Annotated in this window: 20 protein-coding genes and 1 pseudogene; 7 read left to right on the forward strand and 14 right to left on the reverse strand. The window is 62.1% G+C overall.

Annotated features, from left to right (window positions below; all coding sequences use genetic code 11):
* The 6 genes from V8P77_RS04490 to V8P77_RS04515 all read right to left on the reverse strand — a co-directional run bounded on the left by V8P77_RS04490 (nucleotide 1) and on the right by V8P77_RS04515 (nucleotide 6013).
* A complete protein-coding gene (locus V8P77_RS04490; protein WP_335910942.1) occupies nucleotides 1-1464 on the reverse strand; it encodes an aldehyde dehydrogenase in 1464 nt (487 codons plus the stop codon).
* 4 nt (nucleotides 1465-1468) lie between these two features.
* The gene (locus V8P77_RS04495; protein ID WP_335910943.1) at nucleotides 1469-2509 is read right to left on the reverse strand and encodes an LLM class flavin-dependent oxidoreductase; all 1041 of its coding nucleotides are present in this window, start codon (nucleotides 2507-2509) and stop codon (nucleotides 1469-1471) included.
* Nucleotides 2506-3441, reverse strand: coding sequence for a flavin reductase family protein (locus V8P77_RS04500; RefSeq protein ID WP_335910944.1), 936 nt, complete (start codon nucleotides 3439-3441; stop codon nucleotides 2506-2508). The genes V8P77_RS04495 and V8P77_RS04500 overlap by 4 nt, the downstream gene beginning before the upstream one ends.
* Complete coding sequence (locus V8P77_RS04505; protein ID WP_335910945.1) at nucleotides 3438-4283, reverse strand: alpha/beta fold hydrolase; 846 nt, start codon at nucleotides 4281-4283, stop codon at nucleotides 3438-3440. Before V8P77_RS04505 ends, V8P77_RS04500 begins: the two co-directional genes overlap by 4 nt.
* A gap of 15 nt (nucleotides 4284-4298) precedes the next feature.
* Nucleotides 4299-4901, reverse strand: a complete 603-nt coding sequence (locus V8P77_RS04510; protein WP_335910946.1) for an amino acid synthesis family protein — start codon at nucleotides 4899-4901, stop codon at nucleotides 4299-4301.
* A 419-nt stretch (nucleotides 4902-5320) separates the two neighbouring features.
* On the reverse strand, nucleotides 5321-6013 hold the full coding sequence (locus tag V8P77_RS04515) for a GntR family transcriptional regulator (RefSeq protein ID WP_011654275.1): 693 nt from the start codon (nucleotides 6011-6013) through the stop codon (nucleotides 5321-5323).
* Between the two features lie 191 nt (nucleotides 6014-6204).
* Here V8P77_RS04515 and V8P77_RS04520 point away from each other — a divergent pair, with 191 nt between their 5' ends.
* Together V8P77_RS04520 and V8P77_RS04525 are read left to right on the forward strand one after the other, a co-directional pair.
* The gene (locus tag V8P77_RS04520) at nucleotides 6205-6486 is read left to right on the forward strand and encodes a type II toxin-antitoxin system Phd/YefM family antitoxin (protein ID WP_027667297.1); all 282 of its coding nucleotides are present in this window, start codon (nucleotides 6205-6207) and stop codon (nucleotides 6484-6486) included.
* On the forward strand, nucleotides 6486-6812 hold the full coding sequence (locus V8P77_RS04525; protein ID WP_335910948.1) for a type II toxin-antitoxin system RelE/ParE family toxin: 327 nt from the start codon (nucleotides 6486-6488) through the stop codon (nucleotides 6810-6812). Before V8P77_RS04520 ends, V8P77_RS04525 begins: the two co-directional genes overlap by 1 nt.
* Nucleotides 6813-6838: 26 nt before the next feature.
* Here V8P77_RS04525 and repC read toward each other — a convergent pair.
* Nucleotides 6839-7612 (reverse strand): annotated as a pseudogene (gene repC, locus V8P77_RS04530) (plasmid replication protein RepC); the annotation flags it as partial.
* Nucleotides 7613-7880: 268 nt separating this feature from the next.
* Complete coding sequence (locus V8P77_RS04535; protein ID WP_335910949.1) at nucleotides 7881-9041, reverse strand: aldo/keto reductase; 1161 nt, start codon at nucleotides 9039-9041, stop codon at nucleotides 7881-7883.
* Between the two features lie 172 nt (nucleotides 9042-9213).
* On the opposite strand from V8P77_RS04535, the gene V8P77_RS04540 reads away from it, so the two are divergent.
* Nucleotides 9214-10101 (forward strand): LysR family transcriptional regulator, encoded by an 888-nt coding sequence (locus V8P77_RS04540; RefSeq protein ID WP_335910950.1) that lies wholly within the window; start codon nucleotides 9214-9216, stop codon nucleotides 10099-10101.
* 306 nt (nucleotides 10102-10407) lie between these two features.
* Here V8P77_RS04540 and V8P77_RS04545 read toward each other — a convergent pair whose 3' ends face one another.
* Nucleotides 10408-11055: a hydrolase gene (locus tag V8P77_RS04545; RefSeq protein ID WP_335910951.1), complete on the reverse strand. Its 648-nt coding sequence runs from the start codon at nucleotides 11053-11055 to the stop codon at nucleotides 10408-10410.
* A 152-nt stretch (nucleotides 11056-11207) separates the two neighbouring features.
* On the opposite strand from V8P77_RS04545, the gene V8P77_RS04550 reads away from it, so the two are divergent.
* A complete protein-coding gene (locus V8P77_RS04550) occupies nucleotides 11208-12101 on the forward strand; it encodes a LysR family transcriptional regulator (RefSeq protein WP_335910952.1) in 894 nt (297 codons plus the stop codon).
* A gap of 213 nt (nucleotides 12102-12314) precedes the next feature.
* Here V8P77_RS04550 and V8P77_RS04555 read toward each other — a convergent pair whose 3' ends face one another.
* On the reverse strand, nucleotides 12315-13211 hold the full coding sequence (locus V8P77_RS04555) for a LysR family transcriptional regulator (RefSeq protein WP_335910953.1): 897 nt from the start codon (nucleotides 13209-13211) through the stop codon (nucleotides 12315-12317).
* A 262-nt stretch (nucleotides 13212-13473) separates the two neighbouring features.
* Between V8P77_RS04555 and V8P77_RS04560 the strand changes: the two genes are divergently transcribed.
* Together V8P77_RS04560 and V8P77_RS04565 are read left to right on the forward strand one after the other, a co-directional pair.
* Nucleotides 13474-14208 (forward strand): SDR family NAD(P)-dependent oxidoreductase, encoded by a 735-nt coding sequence (locus V8P77_RS04560; RefSeq protein WP_335910954.1) that lies wholly within the window; start codon nucleotides 13474-13476, stop codon nucleotides 14206-14208.
* A gap of 118 nt (nucleotides 14209-14326) precedes the next feature.
* Nucleotides 14327-14926: an NADPH-dependent F420 reductase gene (locus tag V8P77_RS04565; protein WP_335910955.1), complete on the forward strand. Its 600-nt coding sequence runs from the start codon at nucleotides 14327-14329 to the stop codon at nucleotides 14924-14926.
* A gap of 209 nt (nucleotides 14927-15135) precedes the next feature.
* Here V8P77_RS04565 and guaA read toward each other — a convergent pair whose 3' ends face one another.
* The 3 genes from guaA to V8P77_RS04580 all read right to left on the reverse strand — a co-directional run bounded on the left by guaA (nucleotide 15136) and on the right by V8P77_RS04580 (nucleotide 17898).
* Nucleotides 15136-16698 (reverse strand): glutamine-hydrolyzing GMP synthase, encoded by a 1563-nt coding sequence (gene guaA / locus V8P77_RS04570; RefSeq protein WP_020052549.1) that lies wholly within the window; start codon nucleotides 16696-16698, stop codon nucleotides 15136-15138.
* A gap of 115 nt (nucleotides 16699-16813) precedes the next feature.
* The gene (locus V8P77_RS04575; RefSeq protein WP_335910956.1) at nucleotides 16814-17452 is read right to left on the reverse strand and encodes a 5'-methylthioadenosine/S-adenosylhomocysteine nucleosidase; all 639 of its coding nucleotides are present in this window, start codon (nucleotides 17450-17452) and stop codon (nucleotides 16814-16816) included.
* Nucleotides 17449-17898: a PaaI family thioesterase gene (locus V8P77_RS04580; RefSeq protein WP_335910957.1), complete on the reverse strand. Its 450-nt coding sequence runs from the start codon at nucleotides 17896-17898 to the stop codon at nucleotides 17449-17451. Before V8P77_RS04580 ends, V8P77_RS04575 begins: the two co-directional genes overlap by 4 nt.
* Nucleotides 17899-18168: 270 nt before the next feature.
* Here V8P77_RS04580 and V8P77_RS04585 point away from each other — a divergent pair, with 270 nt between their 5' ends.
* The gene (locus V8P77_RS04585; RefSeq protein WP_335910958.1) at nucleotides 18169-19245 is read left to right on the forward strand and encodes a DUF2252 family protein; all 1077 of its coding nucleotides are present in this window, start codon (nucleotides 18169-18171) and stop codon (nucleotides 19243-19245) included.
* A gap of 18 nt (nucleotides 19246-19263) precedes the next feature.
* Here the strand turns inward: V8P77_RS04585 and V8P77_RS04590 are convergent, their stop codons facing one another.
* Nucleotides 19264-20343, reverse strand: a complete 1080-nt coding sequence (locus V8P77_RS04590; protein WP_335910959.1) for a DUF1513 domain-containing protein — start codon at nucleotides 20341-20343, stop codon at nucleotides 19264-19266.
* Between the last annotated feature and the right edge of the window lie 3 nt (nucleotides 20344-20346).

Genomic DNA, 20346 nt, shown 5'->3' on the forward strand with positions numbered 1-20346 from the left:
CTACCTCATCACGAAGGGGTCGGGGATCGGATCGTCCGATGTCCTGAGCCAGATCGTCTTGGTGCGGGTATAGTCGAGAGCTGCGGCCATGCCGCCTTCCCTGCCATGGCCCGACAGGCCGAAACCGCCGAACGGCGCGATCGGTGAGACCACGCGGTAGGTGTTGACCCAGACGATCCCGGCACGGAGCCCCTTCATCAGCCGGTGCGCCCGGGTCAGGTTCTGGGTGAAGACGCCGGAAGCCAGGCCATAGCGGGTATCGTTGGCAAGCCGCAGCGCCTCGGCCTCCGTCTCGAACGACACGACGGACAGGACCGGCCCGAAGAACTCCTCGATCAGCGACGGCGAGGCGACATCGTCGCAGTCGAGAATCGTCGGCGGGAAATAATAGCCGTCGCCGTCGATCTTGCGCCCTCCCGTGACGAGGCGGGCACCGCTTTCGATCGACTTGGCGACGAGGGCGCCGATATTGTCCTGTTGGCGCTTGGTGGCAAGCGGGCCGACTTCGGTCGCCATATCGAGCGGAGCACCGATCCGGATCGCCTCCGCCTTATCCCGCAGCAGGGCGACGAATTTGTCCTTGATACTGCGTTCGACGATGAGGCGCGATCCGGCAACGCAGCTCTGTCCTGTCGCAGCGAAGATGCCCGCTACCTGGGCATTGGCAGCGCTCTCGAGATCTGCATCGGCAAAGACGATGAATGGCGACTTGCCGCCAAGTTCAAGCGAGGTGGAGGCGAGGTTTTCGGCCGAGTTGCGAACGACGTGCCGGGCGGTTTCAGGGCCGCCGGTAAAAGCGACATGCGCGACCTTCGGGTGCCGGCCGAGGGCAGCGCCGCAGGAGGCGCCGAAACCCGTGATGATGTTGACGACGCCTGCGGGAAAGCCGGCCTCGTGCACGAGCCGTGCAAATTCGAGAAGCGGCGCCGGCCCGTCTTCCGAGGCCTTGACCACCATCGTGCAGCCGGCCGCCAGCGCCGGGCCGATCTTCACTGCGGACAGGAAGAGCTGGCTGTTCCACGGCACGACCATCGCAACGACGCCGATCGGCTCGCGGCGAAGCCAGACATCCATGTCGGGCTTGTCGATCGGCAGGTAGGCGCCTTCGATCTTGTCGGCGATGCCGGCATAGTAGCGATAGTATTCGGCGACATAAGCGATCTGCGCCGATGTCTCACGGATGATCTTGCCGGTGTCGCGCGTCTCCAGTTCAGCGAGCACCTGCGCGTTGGCGGCAACCAGGTCGGCCAGTTTGTAAAGCAGCTTGCCGCGTTGCGTGGCCATCATTTTCGGCCATGGGCCTTCGTAAAGCGCCCTGTCGGCCGCGTTGACAGCCCGATCGACATCGCCCTCGCGCGCTTCCGGCATCTCCGCCCAGACCGCGCCGGAGGCTGGATCGATGCTCGGATAGCTGGCCTCGCCATCTGAGAATTCGCCGTCGATGTAGTGCTGGAAACGCCGCATGGTCTCACTCCTGAAAGGCTGGCATGACCTCGGTGATGAAGCGCTCGAGCGACGCCTTCTTGCGCTCGAAGCTCATGCCGGTGTCGATCCAGAAGGAATATTCGTCATAACCGAGCGCTTCATACCCCTTGAGCCGGGCGATGACGGTCTCAGCGTCGCCAACGACATTGTTGCTGCGCATGACCTGGTCCGACAGCATCGCGTTTGCTCTGATCTGTTCGTCCGGGATCCGTTCGATCAGACCCTGGGTAACCGGCTTCTCATTTTTGAACCAGGCGAAGAAATAATTATAGTAGGTGCTCAGTTCATGGGCGGCCTGGGCGACATCGTCCTCCGACGAGCCGACATAGGTATGGCGCAACAACATGATCTTGGGCCGCTCGATCTCGGGATTCTTGGTGCAGGCGTCGTTGAAGCGCTCCATCAACGACTGAACCTCGTCATCGCCTTGCCAGAGGGGCGTGACCTGAACGTTGCAGCCGTTGGCGACCGCAAATTCATGCGAGTTCGGATCGCGCGCGGCAACCCAGATGGGCGGGTTCGGCTGCTGCAGCGGTTTCGGCGCCGAGGTGGTCGACGGAAACTTGAAGAATTCCCCGTCATGGGCGTAGTCGCCGGCCCATACGCCCTTGACCGCCGGGATGAGCTCGCGCATGCGCTGACCAGCGCCCCAGGCATCGAGACCGGGCAGCAGACGCTCGTATTCGAAGGAATAGGCCCCGCGCGCGATACCGATATCCAGCCTTCCGTCGCAGATGATGTCGGCCATGGCGGCCTCGCCGGCGAGTTTGATCGGATGCCAGAAGGGGGCGATCACCGTCCCCGTCCCGAGCCGCGCCCGCGATGTGCGGCGCGCCAGATCGGCAATGGTCACAAACGGATTGGGCGCAATGGTGAAATCCATGCCATGATGCTCGCCCGTCCAGATCGCGTGCATACCGCCCTTGTCGGCGATCTCGCAGAGCGCGACGAATTCCTCGTAGAGGCTCTTATGGCTTTGGCTGGCGTCGAGCCGTTCCATATGGACGAAGAGGGAAAACTTCATGCTTTTGCGTCCTTGGCTGGAATTGGGTGAACGGTGCCGCCGGTCTCGTCGCCGAAATAGACGCCGAAATTGCCGATCGAGCTTTCCATCGCGAAACGGCTGATAATATCGGCGGTCGAACTGGTCTTGAACTTTGCCGCAACCAATGCATCAGGCTTCAGGAACCGGCCGCCGGCAGGCTCGCCCTCTCCGGCAACGGCGTGATAGACGATGTGCTGCTTGCCGTCGCTCTTGCCCTGATAAACCGAATAGAGAAAGCCGATGCTGACCTTCAGCCCGGTCGATGTCTCCAGGTATTTTTGCAGTGCCTCGGTCGGGCTGCCGTCATGGGCGTCGACACTTGGCAGGGAAAGCACATCCTCGCCGAGCAGCAGAACCTCCCCGCGGCGCTCGACAACGGCCGCAAGTTCCATATTGCCTTCGCTTGCCGCGGACACCGCCTTGCTTGCCAGCGTCGGCGTGAAGTAACCGCCACGCGCATAACCGAGGCCGTTGCGGCCACTATTGTCGAAAGCTTCGATGCGTCCCATCAAGATGACGTGGTCGCCAGCCTCGATAACCTGCTCCATGGCACATTCGAACCAGGCCGCCACGTTCGAGAATATCGGGCAGCCTGCCGATCCTCTTGCCCATTCGACCGCCGCAAACCTGTCTTCGACCGGACGCGCAAAAGTGTTCGACACGTCCTTCTGCGTTTCCGAAAGCACGTTGATCGCAAAATGCTGCGCTCCGGTCATGATGGCGAAATTGCGCGACGTCTTGGCAAGGCAGACGAGGAGAAGTGGTGGATTGAGCGAGACCGAGGTGAAGGAGTTCGCCGTGAAGCCGATCGGATGTCCTTCCCCGTCGCAGGCGGTGACGACAGTCACCCCGGTCGGAAAAGCCCCGAATGCATCTCGCAGTGCTCTTGGGTCGACAGTCTGGATTGTCATCGTTCATCCTCCCCGAACGACAGCCACTCAGCGAGTAGCGAATTGACGATATCAGGCGCGGTCAGGTTCACCATATGACGATGACCTTCGACGATGCGGGCGTAGCCCCGCGGCGCAAGCTCTGCCATTTGCGTCGCCATCAAGGGGGTCGAGTTCGGATCATCGGACCCCGTCAGAAACAGGGCCGGGCCAGCCACGTCTTTCCAGCCGTCAGCATAGGTCTCGTCTCCGCCCGCGAAAGCGGCGTAAGCGACGGCATATCCCTGGGGATCGACGAGGTTCAGCCATTTTCGCGTCAATTCACGCGCAGTGACGCTGTGCACATCATCGCCGAACCAACGGGCCAGAGGGCCTTCCTTGTCGACGCCCGATACCGGGATGGCCGCGGCGCGCGAAAGCACGGCGGCCTTTGCTTCAGGGTCACGCCTGTAGACACCGTTGAGGTAAGCGACACGGCTGATACGCTCGCCAAAGGTCGCGGCCGCCCCTCCTGAAACCAGTGCGCCCATCGAGTGCCCGGCAACATTTGCCGTGTCGATTGCCATATCGTCGAGAAAGCGTCCGAACCAGGCGACGAACTCCTCGAGCCGACTGCCCACCGGCAGCTTTGCGCTCTCCCCATGTCCCGGCATATCGACGGCGATGACGCGGTGGCCCGCAGACAGGAATGCGATCTGCGGAGCCCAGGCCTCGAGCCGCATGCCGACGCCATGAATGAGAACCAACGGCTCACCGCTGCCGGCCTCGTGATAGGCCGTTCCGCTTAACGTCGTCTTTCGGGGCAAGGCACCGGCGGCGTTTGTTGCTGCAGCGGTGCGTGTGGTCGATCCGGCTGTCAGCATCTCAGAGCCGCTCCCTCAAACGCCCGCAGGATTGGCAACGTCCTGCCCCAGATCTTTCAGATCCTGGTAGCGGTCGCCGATGCGGTGATGTGGGCGCCCGCCTATCGAAGCGCCGAGGGCCACGACGATCTCGTCGGCAGCGGGTGCGTCGGGGATCGAGGTTTGGATGGTCAGGTAGTGTGAACGGCGGCCTTCATCGTTCTTGTCCATCAGCGGGATCATAATCGGCGCATTAGCAGGACCGCGTGTGTTGCAGAAGGCAAGATAGGACTTCGCGCCGACGGCCTGGCGATAAAAATTGCCGAAGCGCAGCGTGTGGATGAGCGCGGACCCGTGTTCGATCTCGCCGTCCAGGCCGACGACGGCGGACTTTCCATAGCCCTCGATAGCCTCGCCGGACCCGACCGCATCGATGATCATCTTGGTCAGCAACTCGCCGAGCACCGGAGCGCCTGCGTGAATCTCGGGCTTAAGATCGTCGACGAAGCCGCGACCTGCCCATGGGTTCTTCACGACCGCGAAGGCGGTAAACAGCTTCAGCGGAACCGCCGCGGCCTTGCCGCCTTCGATCAGCGTCGTTTCGATCTGCAGTCCCGTCTTGCGAATTTGAATGGCCATCGAGCACCTCATTTCTCAATATCGTATTATGGTATACCATAATATGTGAGTGTCAAGTTAGTTCCTGAGAGGACGCAGTTCAGGCCGAGGCGGAGTTTTTCAATTTGGCGCGCGCGCACTCTCGACTCCGGGCAGCGTTTTCTTCCCTTCAGCGCGTTGTCAGCTGACAAACGACATGGCGGCGCCCCGTGGAGGCAGGCGGAGTCCAGAAGTCACGGTCATCCCAGTTCATGGTACCGCCTTATATATTATTTAATATGGCATACCATCACATTGGACAAAGTTGGGTGTCAAGCGGGGAGTATGGATTTCCGCTGAATTGCGCGGAACATCATCGCGAATAGCGGGAGTGATATATCGACAGCTGAGATGAGCGCTTTGCCAGGGCGTGCGGGGAAGCGTCAGGGCTTCGCTCGTGCCTAGTCGGCAGGCTTCTTGGCGGACAGCACCGCTTCAGCGATAGCGCTCGCGGCGGCGACGTGATCCATCGCCGCCCGGTAAGCCCCCTCGCCGTCGCCGCGGCGGATGGCGTCGACGATCTTCGACATCTGCAGCGGCCCTTCGATGCCGCGCCTCTCCGTCTTGATCGTCATCGAGCGCAGGTGGTTTATGCGCACGGTGAGGAGATTGACGACACCCCAGGCAACGTTTCTGTCAACCATCGTGAACAACGTGTGATAGAAGGAAGAGGTGTTCGTCAGCACAGCCGCCATGTCGTTGTCGCGGTAACTGTTGCGGATCCCGGCCAGAGATTCCTCCAGCGCAGCGACGATCTCGGGGCTGCGGCGCTCCGCACACAGCCGTGCCGCCATGCCTTCCAGCGCGCCGCGGATCTCATAGATCTGTTTGGCTTCGTCGATGTCGAGTTGCGCGACGATCGGCCCCTTGTTCGGCAGATTGGCGACAAGCCCTTCCGATTCCAAATGCCTCAGAACCTCGCGCACGACTGTTCGGCTGACGCCGAGCTGTGCGCAGAGGTCACGCTCGACAAGGCGATCTCCGGGACGGAAATATCCATTGACGATGGCTTCGCGGACCTTGTCGAGCGCCAGTTCCCGCAAGGTCTTTGCCGGACGCTCGACTCGAATTGCGTCCTTCAGAGCACCGCTCATTGTCTACCTCAGTGTTTGACTTTGCACGCGCGACAGCCGAATGCAAGAATCGTATTATGGCGTACCAGATACTGTAACTGGCGGCGGCCGGCAATTCAACAAGCACAGTGCGGATCCGGCGATTCCCATCGAAGGCCTCTTTCAATCGACCACTTGATGATCTATATTCTGGTCGAAAGGGATTATCTGCCATGAAGCTGTCAGAACAGGTCAAGCCGATCAGCTATCTCAAGGCGCACGCTCCTGAGATCATCCGGACATTGAAGGATAACCCGCAGCCGGTCGTCATTACGCTTCACGGCGAGGCGAAAGCCATCCTTCAGGACGTCGGCCAATATGAAGAAACCCAGGAGACATTGGCGCTCCTGAAAGTGCTGGCGCTCACCAACCGGCAGGTCGAGGAGGGTAAACTGCGCCCCGCTGCGGAATCCTTCGCGCGCATCCGCAAACGTCTGGCGGACAGCCGATCCTGATGCCATATCGTGTTCTTTTCGCTGAGGATGCGGAACGCGACATCGAGGATCTCTGTCGCTTCATCGCTAGCCGCGACGGCGCCGAGACGGCAGAGCGCATCCTGACGGACATCGAGAGTGCCTGCGTCGAGCTTGAAGAATTCCCCGCCCGCGGAAATATTCCGAAGGAGTTGGCGGGGATCGGAATTTCCGAATATCGGGAACTGCACCATAAGCCGTGGCGCATGATCTATCGGATCCTGGGCACGGATGTCGTCGTCTACTGTGTCGTAGACGGACGTCGCGACATGCAGGGTTTTCTGGAGCGAAGGCTTATCCGCGCTTAGCCACACGCCCACACGGAGGCTGGACACTATCCAACCTTCCGGCCGGCCGGCGCGTTTGCCCGCAGAAGCGCCATCAGCATCGGGCCGATCGCGAATTCTCCCTTTTCGCTTCTCCGCGTCAGGCCTCGAAGATAGCCACCGGCCGAATTAATGTGGCCGCCGCGCTCCAGGATGCATGCCATCACGGTCGCAGCGTTTTCCGGACCCATCACATTGGCGGCCTCTTCGTAGGCCGACGGACTGACGCCCAGCATCGATCGAACTATGACGGCTGCGGCCATCAAATCGCGCCAGTTGCGGATTGCGCCATTCGGCCCATAGGCAAGGATTTCCGGGCAGGCCTGCAGAACCAGGCCGAGTGGGAAGGACTTCAGTCCGCCACCATCATTGAGGACGTCCGGCCGTCGACTTTGCTCTTCCTCCTTCTTCTGCCCGTGCGGATAGGCTGCCTCACCCCTACCCTTCTCTGGCGCCACGGCCCCTCGGTCGTTGTCTTGCTCAGCTATCGCGCCCTGCTTCGTTTCGAAGCTTGGTTCAAGTTCAGAGGCGGATTCGGGATTTGAATTCTGTATGTGACGCTCGATATAATCGGCATTGCCGCGCTGTTTTGTCGATTTAACCCGAATTTCCAGCCGGTTAAGAATATTTGTGCGCAGGGCCGTCAATTCATCCAGCAACAGTTCAAGCTGCGCTGTCGTCGGCGATCGCGGCAGGCCTTCGATCAGGTCCCGGAATTCGCGGTATAGGCCTTGCCAATCCCCAGGGATCTCTTCTTCAACTGCCGCTTCGATCAGTTTGGCTGCGCGGTCTCAGCCCCGGATGTTCCCAGAACCAAGGACAGCGCCATGAATACGGGCTTAGCAATCACCGGGCCGACTCCTCCCGATCGAGCCCTCAATGACACCACGACCGTAAGCGCCCCGGAACAGTTCGAGCATCGCAGGTCGGTCGGTGGGAGTGCCATACATGCCGCCCATTCCCATGCAGCCAAGGCCGAGGGCCGGGCCTTCAAGGCTTCCGAGTTTCCTGGTCATAGACGACCCTTTCCGTTTCCGAGGCGTCGGTTGACTAAGCTTTTTCGCGCGCTTCCACGCCCGAGAACTGCAGCACGCGATCGGGCAGGCGCTGTCCCTTGATCTCGATTGCGCGCACCGAGGTATTCAGCTCATCGAGTTCGGCCGGGGTGAACTGGATTGCGGGCGCGCCGATGTTTTCGAGCATGTGCGGCATTTGCGTGGCGCCGGGGATCGGTACAATCCACGGCTTCTGGTGCAGGAGCCACGCCAGCGCGATCTGCGAAGGCGCTGCCTGTTTCCGCTCCGCCCACGTCTTGACCACGTTCACAAGGGTCAGGTTGTGCGGCAGGTTCTCCGGCGAGTAGCGGGATTCATCGTGGCGGATGTCGCCCTCTGCAAAGCGCGTCCGCGCGTCGATGGCGCCGGTGAGGAACCCGACACCCAGAGGGCTCCACGGCACGAAGCCAATGCCGAGCTCCTCACAGGTGGGGATGACTTCTTCCTCGGCCCCGCGCCATACCATGGAATATTCGTTCTGGACGGCGGTGAGAGCTAGTTCTGCATGGGCGCGGCGAAGCGTTTTCAGACCCATCTCGGAGAGGCCCCAGTGCAAGACCTTTCCCTCTGCGATCAGATCCTTGATGGCGCCGGCGACATCCTCGATCGGCACTTCCGGGTCGACACGGTGCTGGTAGAGAAGATCGATGCGGTCGGTGCGAAGACGCTTGAGCATACCGTCGACCGCGAGCTTGATGTGATCGGGGCGGCTGATGCGGCCCGGGCGACGTTCGCCGGTCACCAGGTCAACGTCCCAGCCAAACTTGGAGGTGATCACGACCTGGTCACGGAATGCGGCAATGCCTTCCCCGAGAATGCGCTCACCCTCATGCGGACCATAAGCCTCGGCGCAATCGAAGAAGGTAACGCCACGATCGAAAGCCGTCCGGATGATGTTGTACATTTCAGACCGGGTCGGGATGGTCGTCTGAAAGTTGCGGTGCATGTTCTGGATGCCGATGCCGACGCTGGAGACCTCCAGAGTGCCGAGCTTGCGCCGGGCGCCGGAGGAGAGCGTGGTCGTCACAGGCGTTGCCTGTTGTGCGGCGGCGGGACCGATCGCGGCGGCGCCGATGGTGGCGGCCGCAACCAATCCTGCCGCTCCGAGCAGCGATCGACGCCCGATTTCCGGGCCGGGACGTTCAACATTCCGCATGAAAGATCCTTCGTGAGTGAGTGCGCTGTGCATCATTGCCTGGAGACGCAATGCGTCACCGCCGCCTGTGCCGGCGCGTAAAGCAGGAGCGGCCTCGTCAAGATAGGCGGCTGAGCACTGGATGATAATGTGCTATAATCCGCATGCGGTATTTAGGAGAGCTAACAAATCCATGGAGTTCAACGACCTTGCTGCATTCGCCGCGGTGGCGCGGGCACGGAGCTTCACCAAGGCTGCAGCGCAGTTGGGCGTGTCGCCATCGGCGCTCAGCCAGACAATCCGCAATCTTGAGGAGAGGCTGGGACTTCGTCTGCTGACCCGCACCACGCGCAGCGTATCATCCACCGACGCCGGGGAACGCCTGCTGCGTACCGTTGGACCACGCTTTGAGGAGATCGAGGCGGAACTGGCAGCCCTGAGCGAGCTTCGGGACAAGCCCGCAGGGACGTTCCGGATCACATCCGGTGAACACCCGGCCGTAAGCATCCTCCAGCCGGCCCTCAACAGGTTCCTGCTGGACTATCCGGACATTCGGGTTGAGATCATCATTGATGCCGGCTTGAGGGATATTGTTGCCGAAGGCTTTGACGCCGGCGTCCGGATGGGCGAACAGGTCGCTAAGGACATGATTGCAGTCCGCATCGGGCCTGATATGCGCATGGCTCTGGTTGGATCTCCCGCTTACTTTGAGCGCAACCCGCGTCCCGAAACCCCCCACGATCTGGCGGCCCACAGCTGCATCAACGCGCGGCTACCGACCTATGGAGGTCTATTCACGTGGGGACTGGAAAAAGACGGACGTGAAGTGAGGGTGCGCGCCGAGGGGCAACTCGTGTTCAACAGCCTCGCACTCAGATATCAGTCTGCCCTCGACGGCCTGGGACTGGGTTACATGCCAGAAGACAAGGTGATGCCTGCGATAGTGGACGGGCGCCTGATCCGGGTGCTCGAGGACTGGTGTCCAACGTTTCCCGGATATCACCTGTACTATCCGAGCCGGCGCCAGCCTTCCCCCGTTTTGAGCCTGCTTCTGGACATTCTCCGGTATCGAGGCCCGTAAGCGGCCAGCCTTTGCCCACTCAATCACCCTCATCGTGTGGTCGGTCAGTAGGTTGGCCTGGCGCGCCTGGCCGCGGACCTCCGCGCGTGACGAAAGCAGTGCGGCTCGTGGTCGTCGATCATGACGGCCGCGCGCATCCAGGCATGGACGGTCTTCCTATCAAGAGGGGGTGAAGAGTCTCGATAAGCAATCAGCCTTTTCGCAACGCGTCACTCGAAAGCCTCTGCACCCCCGCTCAGATCATCCTGTTCTAAATTAGATAGTTAGAGCATGATGTCGTCCGAAAACCGCTGACACTTTTCGGCATCATGCTCTAGGCACCGGCGTGTTGAGCAGCTGCTGCTCCCACAGGTACGCGATGCCGCTGCCAGCGGCATGCTGCTTGAGAACCTCCGTCAGCTCACCGGCGTGCTCGGTGCGCGCCCAGTCGCGCTGCCATTCGGACGCCAGCGCCAGCCAGGTCATCATGTTCGCGCCAGCCGCGATCATGCGCTGGATGGCGACCTCGTGGGCCTCGACCGACGTGCCGCCCGACGCGTCGGTGATAACAGTCACATCCCAGCCTTCGCCGAGCGCCTGGATCACCGGCATCGCGACGCATACCTCGGTCCACAGGCCGGCGATGATCAGCTGCTTGCGGCCCGTCGACTTGACCGCGTCCACGACCTTCCGATCCTCCCAGGTATTGATGAAGGTCCGGTCGATGACCTCCTGGCCGGGAAATACGTCGGTGATTTGCGGGAAAATCAGACCGCCCCGATCGGCGATCACGCTCGTCAGGATGGTCGGAACACCGAATGCCTTGGCGGCCTTTGCCAAGGCCGTCGAGTTGTTGACCACTGCATGCGGATCGTGGCTGTTCAGGTTCGCGAGCTGGTAGGGCTGGTGGTCGATCAGAACGAGTACCGAATCTTGGGGACGAAGAAGCGAAGCAAGGCCATTACGAAAGGTCATTATTACGTCCTTTGCTGCCGCCCATGAGCGGCATTGGTTTTGCGGGAGACATGCGCCAGGGGCGACGTTGCCTGGAAGCAGTATTGCCGTTCCTACTCGAGATGCGGTAGCACCCATTTATGGCAAGCTGTGTCGCGAAAAGGGGAACGCTAATGGACATCGAAGAACTGCAGACCTTCGTGGAAGTGGCTGATGCCGGGGGAGTTTCGTCGGCTGCGCTCCGGCTCGGCGTCTCCAAGTCAATCGTCAGTCGGCGGCTTTTCCGACTTGAAGCGGAACTTGGCGTCCAGCTTCTTGCACGGACCACCCGGGGCGCCGCTCTCACGGAAGCAGGGACCACGTTCCGAGATTATGCAGCGAGAGTCTGCGCCGAGATCGACGTGGCCAGGGAAACGATCCTACCCGCCGGTGACCTTCGCGGCCGCTTGCGAGTTGCCGTGCCGCTTTCCTTCGGCCAGACTCACTTCGCTCCCATCCTCGCGGAAATGGCGCGCCGCCACCCCCAGCTCCACATCCACACCTGCTACAGTGATCGCTTCGTCGATCTCATCACAGAAGGTTATGATTGTGCGATCCGGGTTGGCTATCTTCAGGACTCCAACTTGATCGCAAGACGCGTCGGACCGATCTATGGGAAGTTCGTCGCAAGCCCGGACTACATCAAGGCGCATGGGTCTCCCGAGACGCCGGAGGAACTCGTCGCTCATGAGGCCCTCATGCAGGGCACCGAAGCCTGGCAACTCATGGATGGCGACAAGATCATCACGGTTCGTCCGCAGGGGCGCTTTAAAGCCGACAACGGCACTGCTCTGGTCGCCGCCGCGGCAGCAGGATTAGGGATCGCTTACCTGCCCGATTGCCTTACCCATGAATTTATAGCCTCCGGCGCGCTTGTGCCGGTCATGACGCATTATCCACCACCCCCGGCAGGTGCATATGTCATCCGTCCGCCGGGTCAGCATCCCGCACGGAAGATACGGGTCCTCACCGAATTGCTGATTGAGTATTGCGAACCGGCTCCGCCCTTTGCAGGTGTCGGTCGCTAGAGCATGATGCCGAAAAGTGTGAGCGGTTTTCGGGCGACATCATGCTCTACTTCTTTGATTTAGATCAGGATGATTTAGGCCGATCGGGCCTAAATCATCCTGATCTAAAGCGCAAACGGCGCAACATTCGCGGATTGAACGACGTCGCTTCAAGCAATCGCAGCTCGGCTTCCGACCGGATGACGGCAAGCGTCGCCGGCGACCTGCCGGGCGTCAGTCGCGCGATATGGGCAGCCCGGCGAGAAGCGGAGCGTATGCGGCGAGCCTGCGGGATACGAACTCCGTGAAGAGCCGCACGCGCTTCGTCTTGCGTGTCTCCCCCTGTGTGAGAAGCCATAGCGTTCCATGCATGTGCAGGTCGCTGCCCGGCACCCTCACCAATAGGGGGTCGGCATCTCCGACGAAGCACGGCAGCGTCGTCATCCCGAGCCCTTGCCGTACCGCAACGATCTGCGCCTCGCCGTCCGTGGTCCTGAACGGAACCCCTGTCGTGCGAACCTCGCCCTCGCTGGCCCAATCCGGAATGCCATGCATGCTTATGACGATCCACCGGATCGGATCAGGCGCGCCCGCACGCCATGCGGCCAGTCGATCGCGAGCCATGTAGACGCCGCCGAACACCTCCGGTCCCTTCAGGCCGTGAAGGTTGAGCGGCAGGGTTTTGCGGTCGTAGACGACGCGGATCGCGACATCGGCCTCTCGGTTGGTCAGATTTGCCAGCTCGCCGGACGACACGATTTCCATCTCGATATCAGGATGCAGACGCGCGAAATCGGCGAAGTCCGGCATGAGCAGGTGTGCAGCGAGGGGCGGAGCCAACGTCACCCGCAGCAGCCCGCGCACGCTCTGGTCGCGCCCGAAGACGCGCGTCTCCAGCTGGTGCGACGACGCTTCCATCTGGTTCGCGAGCTCGAGGACCTCCTCGCCCGCTGCCGTCAGGCGATAGCCCGACGGCAGCTTTTCGAACATCTGCGCCCCGAGGCGTTCCTCGAGCTGTGCGATGCGTCGCAGCACGGTCGAGTGATACACCCCGAGACCCTCGGCGGCAGCCCGCACAGAGCCTCCGCGCGCCACGGCAAGAAAGTAGCGAATGTCATCCCAGTCGATCATGGTGCAATTCGGCACCGCCCCGTGCGCCTTCCAAAGCTCGTATCGAACGTATCGTACAGCAGTACGGGCGGTCATCATAGCTTACATCGACGAGCGCGGCCCAATTCTGAACGGCGGACACGGATCCTCGCGGCTGGTGTCAGTCGTCCAACCGGATCGATTTTGCACCACCGATGTGCGCATTTCCGCACTCAACAACTGATGCCGGCGGAGCCATTTCGAGGGTCTCGGGGCGTCCCCGAACGATCAAAGGATGCGTGACATGAACAGACTCAATGGAAAGACCGCCGTGATCACCGGTGGCGCTACCGGCATCGGCCGCGCCGCAGCCAAGCGCTTCATCGAGGAGGGCGCTTTCGTCTTCATCTTCGGCCGCCGCCAGGAAGCGCTCGACGCCGCTGTGGCCGACCTCGGGCCCAATGCCCGCGCGGTGAAGGGCTCGGTCTCCGATCTGGACGACCTCGACCGGCTTTACGCGGCGGTGAAGGCCGAGCGCGGAACCCTCGACATCGTCTTCGCCAATGCCGGGGCGGGAAGCCAGCTTGCGCTCGGCAAGATCACCGCCGAACACATTGACGAAACCTTCGACACCAATGTGAAGGGTACGATCTTCACGGTCCAGAAGGCGCTGCCGCTGATGGGCCACGGCGGTTCGATCATCCTGACCGGATCGAGCGCCGGCACCACCGGCGCACCGGGATTTACGGCCTACAGCGCAAGCAAGGCGGCGGTACGCAACCTCGCGCGGAGTTGGGCTGAGGACCTGAAGGGCACCGGCATCCGGGTAAACGTGCTGTCCCCAGGGGCGACGGCGACCGAACTTGCGAAGGAGGCGCTGGGCGAGGAAGGCCAGAAGGCCTACGGGGCGATGACGCCGCTCCAGCGCATGGCCGACCCTTCAGAGATTGGGGCGGCAGCTGCCTTTCTCGCGTCGGCGGACAGCAGCTTCATGACCGCCAGCGAGGTCGCGGTTGACGGCGGCCTTGCGCAACTCTGATGCGCTGCACCCGGCCAGGCGCTCCGTTCGATTATTCGGAGCGCCATAGGGCTCGGCAGATAACCCAGCGCCGTTGAGGGCCGGGAAATCAATATCAACACAATATCGGAGAAGCATTATGAGCTACGCAATTGTAGGATTCGGCAAGATAGGCCAGGCCCTCGCCCACGCCTTCGCCCGTAAAAACATCGAGGTGACCGTCGCGAGCCGCCGGCCGCCTGAGGCGTTGGCGCCGCAGGCTCGGGCGATTGGACCCACGGTCGTCACCAAGTCGCTGCGGGATGCACTCGAGGCCGACACAATCATCCTGGCAGTCCCGTTCGGAGAGCATGGCGAGGTTGCGAAGGCCCTGCCGAGCTGGGAAGGCAAGACAGTCATCGACGCGACGAACGCATTTCCCGTCCCTGAAGAGCTGGACGGCCTCCCGTCCTCCGCCTTCGTCGCCAAGGCGTTCACCGGCGCCAAGCTCGTTAAAGGTTTCAATCACCTGATTGCGGCCACCCTGGCTGCCGATCCGGTCGTTGAGGGCGGACACCGGGTCGTCTTTCTGTCGAGCGACGACGAGGACGCGATCGCTCCCGTGGCGGACTTGGCCAAACAACTCGGCTTCGCACCCGTCAAGCTGGGAAAACTCAACGAGGGTGGAGCGCTGGTGCACGCACGCGGCCGCACTTGGGGCCAGCTCATCTTCCAGGATTTGTTCAAGAAGGAACAGTAATCGATCGACGACGGTGTGATCGACGCCGAGAACTGGTCGCGCGCGCTAACGTCTTCGAGCAGCGCGCGACCGAATATTTGAAGGCCACAAAGTCGCAAAGGTTGGGGTGCGGCTGACGGCGTATGGGCGCCGTTCGAAGAGGGCGGGAGACACCCGACAGACCGGCAGATCTGCCGGTCGCCTAGAATCTATCGACTGCTAGCTCCCCTTCACTCCCACTCGATCGTACCGGGCGGTTTCGACGTAACATCGTAGACCACGCGGTTGATGCCGCGCACCTCGTTGATGATGCGGGTGGCGGCGCGGCCGAGGAATTCCATGTCGTAGTGGTAGAAATCGGCCGTCATGCCGTCTACGGAGGTGACGGCGCGTAGTGCGCAGACGAATTCATAGGTGCGCCCGTCGCCCATGACGCCGACGGTCTGGACGGGCAGCAGCACGGCGAAGGCCTGCCAGATGGCGTCGTAGAGGCCGGCCTTGCGGATTTCATCGAGATAGATCGCATCGGCCTCGCGCAGGATCTCCAGCTTTTCGCGGGTGATGCCGCCGGGGCAGCGGATCGCAAGGCCCGGGCCGGGGAAGGGGTGGCGGCCGATGAAGCTGTCGGGCAGGCCGAGCTCGCGGCCAAGCGCGCGCACTTCGTCCTTGAAGAGCTCGCGCAAGGGTTCCACGAGCTGCATCTTCATGCGCTCCGGCAGACCGCCGACATTATGGTGCGATTTGATCGTCACCGACGGGCCGCCGGTGAAGGAAACGCTTTCGATCACGTCGGGATAGAGCGTGCCCTGGCCGAGGAAGTCGGCGCCGCCGAGCTTCTTTGCCTCTTCCTCGAAGGTCTCGATGAACAGCCTGCCGATGATCTTGCGCTTGGTTTCCGGGTCGCTGACGCCCTCGAGTTCGCCGATGAAACGATCGGCGGCATCGACGTGCAGCAGATGCAGATTGTAGTGCTCGCGGAACATGGCGACGACGCCGGCCGCCTCGTCCTTGCGCATCAACCCGTGGTCGACGAGGATGCAGGTCAGCTGGTCGCCGACGGCTTCGTGGATCAGGAGGGCTGCGACGGAGCTGTCGACGCCGCCCGAAAGCGCGCAGATGACGCGTTTGTCGCCCACCTGCGCACGGATCTGCTCGACCGCCTTCTGGCGATAGGCCGACATCGACCAGTCGCCCTTGATGCCGGCAATGTTGTGAATGAAATTGCCGATCAGCTTGGCGCCGTCAGGCGTATGCACGACTTCCGGGTGGAACTGCACGCCGTAATATTTGCGCTTCTCGTCAGCGATGAAGGCATAGGGCGCGTTGGAGGAGGTGGCGACCACCTCGAAACCATCCGGCAGCGCGGTGACGCGGTCGCCATGGCTCATCCAGACCTGATGGCGCGAGCCGGAGGACCAGAGGCCCTCGAACAGCTGGCAGTCCCTGTCGACATCGAGGAAGGCGCGGCCGAATTCGCGATGATGGCCGCTCTCGACCTTGCCGCCGAGCTGCATGCACATCGTCTGCTGGCCGTAGCAGATGCCGAACACCGGCAGGCCGCTGTCGAAGATGATCTGAGGCGCTCGCGGCGATCCCTCGTCCACCGTGGAAGCCGGGCTGCCGGACAGGATCACGGCCTTCGGCTGCAGGCGGTGGAAGCCTTCTTCGGCCGATTGGAAGGGGACGATCTCGCAATAGACGCCGGCCTCGCGCACGCGTCGTGCGATGAGCTGGGTCACCTGGCTGCCGAAATCGACGATGAGAACGGAGTCGGGATGTGCTGTCTGGGTCATGGCGAGGCTTTAATGAAAAGCGTCTCGCCTTGCAATCCGGGAAATCGGCGGCATCAGGTTTTTATTGTTCCGATTGTCCCCGCGCGTCTGACAAGGCGCGCGGCGCTTCAGGGGCTCAGAACCAGAAAACCCCATCCTCCAGCGCCGTGAACAGGCTGTCGACGCCGTAAGAGAGCTTGCGGTCGACGATGTGCAGATATTCGGTCCAGCCCGAAATGTGCTGCAGTTCGACGGCGCCGTCGGAAATGCCGCGAAGGCCGATCAGCGGCAGCTTGTAGCCCTGGCAGGCGCGCAGCACCGCATAGGTCTCCATATCGACCATGTCGGCGTCGATGCCTGCATAAGCGGTGCCCGAAATGATGTTGCCGCCGGTGGAAAGGCTTGCTTCGGCAATGCCTGGAATGCGCAGCGGCAGTTCGAGCGTTGCCGGCAGGTCGAGAAAGGGTGTCTTGCCCTTTTCGAAGCCGAGCGGCGAGGCGTCCATGTCGCGGTAGGAAACCGAGGTCACCTGATAGATTTCGGTCTGCTCCAGTTTCGCCGAGCCGGCCGAGCCGAGGGAGACGACGAGATCGGGCAGGTCGTCGACGGCATCCAGCCGTGCCAACGTCTTGCTCAGCGCAATGGCCGCCTCGACCGGGCCGACGCCGGTCATCAAAGGTTCGATGCGAGAACGCAGGAAGGGACCGTATTCGGCCTCCGCCGCCATGACGAAAAGAATGGATTTCCCCGCGACCGATTTCAGTTCGAACTTCATCCCGTAATGCCCTCTCTACCGCGGATCACCATCATCGTCCCGGTCATGGAGGCGATGAGTTTCGCCGGCCCGTCGCTGATCGCGTAGCCTCGTCCGTCGGCGACGATAATGGTGGAGCCGGGTTTGGTGATTTCCCCGCGAAACAGGAAACGATCGCCACGCCCCGGCGACATGAGATTGACCTTGAACTCGATCGTCAGGATCGAGGCTTCCGGGTCGATGACGCTGTAGGCGGCAAAGCCGCAGGCCGAATCGAGCGCTGCGGAAATGATGCCTGCGTGCAGGATGCCGTGCTGCTGTGTCAGTTTGACGTCGAAGGGAAGCTCGATCTCGACGACGCCGTGCTCGACGCGCGTCAGCTCCGCGCCGATCGTCTCCATCGCCGCCTGCCGCGCAAAATTACGGCGGATTCGCGCGCGGAAATCGCCCCTGTCACTCTCGCTCATGTCTGCCCCTCTTGCAGCCGCGAAAGTGGCATGGCGCGCCGCATTCGACAAGCTGGACATTGCTGAAATCGGTCCGGGCGGCGATGGAAAGCCTGGACCGTGTCGCCGCGGCAACCCTTCACCTTTCGGTCGCCGTGCGAGCCGGCACAGCTGGCCGGTACCGCTGGCCAGTACCGGTGGATTGTGGCGTTCCGATGCGAAGACGATTGCAGCTTCGCGCGGCGCGCGTATTCTCCGCACCGGGTCGCGAAATGATGGAGCGCCGGCGGCATGACGACGATATCGCAATCGGTGCGGAATTTCGAGAGCTGGCTGGCCGGCGAACTCGGCGACGATCTCGTCAAGGACGATCTCCGGGAGAAGCACGAGAAGATGCGGAGCGACGATTTCGTCTTCCTGCGCGCCACCTATTGGCGCTGGTGCGAGATCATCCTCGATATCTGCCCGCAACTGACAGGCGCGCCTCAGGTACTGGCGATCGGCGACACGCATCTGGAGAATTTCGGCACATGGCGCGATACCGAGGGCCGGCTCGTCTGGGGCGTCAATGATTTCGACGACGCAGCGGTGATGCCCTATGCATTTGATCTCGTTCGCCTTGCGGCAAGCGCCGTGCTGGCCCGCGGCGGCGACGGTCCCTCGGTTCGCATGATCGGCGAATTGATCCTGAGCGGCTATCGCAGAGGCCTTGAAAATCCACTGCCCGTCATCCTCGAGCGCGACCACAAATGGCTGCGCAAAGCGCTGCTGCTGCCGAATTCCGAACGCCGGGAATTCTGGGAGAAATATGAAATGTTGCAGCCCGGCAAGAAGCCGGCACCACCAGCCTATGTCAAGGCGCTCGCAGACGCGCTGCCGTTGGGGTCAGGACCCTTCGTGGCGAAGCCACGCAGCGGCGGCACCGGCAGCCTCGGCCGGCCGCGTTTCGTCGCCTATGCCGAATGGCAGGGTGGGCCGGTGCTGCGCGAGGCAAAGGCGCTGGTGCCGTCCGCCTGGTCGCTTCGCCACAGGCCGCGGGATGTGGCGATCCATGCAAGCGAGATCGCCAATGGGCGGGCGCGCTCGGCCGATCCTCACTATCGGGTCTCCGGCCGCATCCTCGTGCGCCGGCTCTCACCGAACAGCTGCAAGATCGAAATCGACCGGCATCCCGAGATCCTGCTTTCGCTGACGATGCTGGAACTGATGGGCTTTGAGATCGCCAATTGCCATTCCGACGATGCGGCGGCGGTTGCGGCGATCCTGAAGGATTTGGCGGCGCGGGGAAACGACTGGCTGCACGAGGCGGCAAAGGCCGCGGCATCGAGCGTCGGCGCTGAGCAGAAAGCCTATGCGCGTTCCGGCTAAAACTCTGCCTTCCCTGATTTAGATCCGCACGATGTGCTGATCCCAGGCGACGTCGCTGCGGGTCGACAGGAAATCGCCATCATAGGAGGAGACGGCAAAGCCGTTTCTTGCCGGCGCGATGCCCGCCGCATCCGGAACGGAAATCTCGGCCAGCATCTTGCCCGTCCTAGCGTCGATGGTCACCGAGGCGCCGCCCTTCGGCGAGGTGATGCCGACGAGACCTTCGCTGCGATTGACGGCGATCGCCCCGACGTAATTGGCAAGCCTGCGCGTCGTCGCCTCCGGCAGGTCGATGAAGGAGAGATTCTCGCCCTTGGCGAAATGGCCGACGAGCGGCGGCAAGTCCTTGCGGTGGCCTTCATACTGGCAGGCGAACCAGATGCGGCCGGCGCCGTCGAGATCGACGTGGCGGGTGGAGAGTTCTGCCCATTCCGCCGGCAGCACATGTTTTTCGACCAGCGCACCGGTTGCTGCATCGATCAGCGCCAGCGACGGCTGCATCTCTCCGAGATTGAGCTTGGTGCGGCCGAAATCCGGATGCGTCTCGATGCCGCCATTGGCGACGATCAGCAGGCGTCCGTCTTCGGAAACCGTGATGTCGTGCGGACCGATGCCGTAGGTTTCGAATTCGCCGATGCGGGTGAAGCGGTTCGTGGCGTCGTAGAGGCCGATCATCCCCCGATTGCCGTCGAAGTCGTTCTCGCTGGCGTAGAGCAAACGGCCGTCAGGAGAGAAGGCGCCGTGGCCGTAGAAATGCCGGTCCTCCCTGGAGCTGATGACGGTCGGCTCGCTTTTGTTCCAGGGATCAAAGATCATCGCATAGGTGCCGGGCCGGCGCGCGAAGGCGACAGACTTGCCGGTGGTTGCGCTGAAGGCCATGCCGTGGGCGCGGGCGGGAAGCGCCACCTGATCGATGATCTCGCCGCGCTCGGTCACGGTCGCAATGGCAAAGGAGCCGTCGGCTGCCCGAATGCCCGAGGCGTAGACCGCATCAGTCCGCTCCAGCGCCATCAGCGACCTTGGCGTCAAGGTGGCAAGGAAGCCTAGCCCCGCCGCCTTGACAAAGCTGCGTCGGTTGATCGCGGCACTTTGCATCATCGT

The sequence above is a fragment of the Rhizobium aouanii genome (genome assembly GCF_037002925.1).
GTDB classification, from domain to species: Bacteria; Pseudomonadota; Alphaproteobacteria; order Rhizobiales; family Rhizobiaceae; genus Rhizobium; species Rhizobium aouanii.